The following is a 371-nucleotide window of genomic DNA, read 5'->3' as shown; positions in this document are numbered from 1 at the left end:
TATACAACTGGATTATTAGTTATATAGTATTCATAAGCAGAAAGTAGATCTTTTTGTTTAGCAATTGTCTCAAGTGAGCTATTGAAAGCTTTTAATCTCTTATTTAGGAAGTTTTCCCACTCTTCATAAGATGCAAAGTTAGAGTCCTCAGGTAGTGGAGTATTTGCCTCTACAAGCTCTGCAATATGTTCTAAAACTGCCTCTGTGTTCTCCACATTTTTCTTGATTGCCCCTTCTCTTTCAATAGAGTTTTCCACTCTAGCCTTCTCTTTGACAATAGTTGCCAAAACTGTGTTTGATTTTGTCATATAAATTCCCCCAAAATATTTTATTTACCTTTGAGCTCCTAAGGTACTTCTATTATAGCTTAG

Annotated in this window: 1 protein-coding gene; it reads right to left on the bottom strand. The window is 34.2% G+C overall.

What is annotated here, in order from left to right; all coding sequences use genetic code 11:
* A partial coding sequence (locus tag I6E31_12515; protein MCF2640780.1) for a hypothetical protein occupies nt 1–308 on the bottom strand: 308 nt, incomplete at its 3' end.
* Nucleotides 309–371 lie beyond the last annotated feature (63 nt).

The organism is Fusobacterium varium, assembly GCA_021531615.1.
In the GTDB taxonomy this organism is placed as follows: domain Bacteria; phylum Fusobacteriota; class Fusobacteriia; order Fusobacteriales; family Fusobacteriaceae; genus Fusobacterium_A; species Fusobacterium_A varium_C.
Note: the sequence above shows the minus strand (reverse complement) of the source record. Positions and strands in the feature narration are given on the sequence as shown.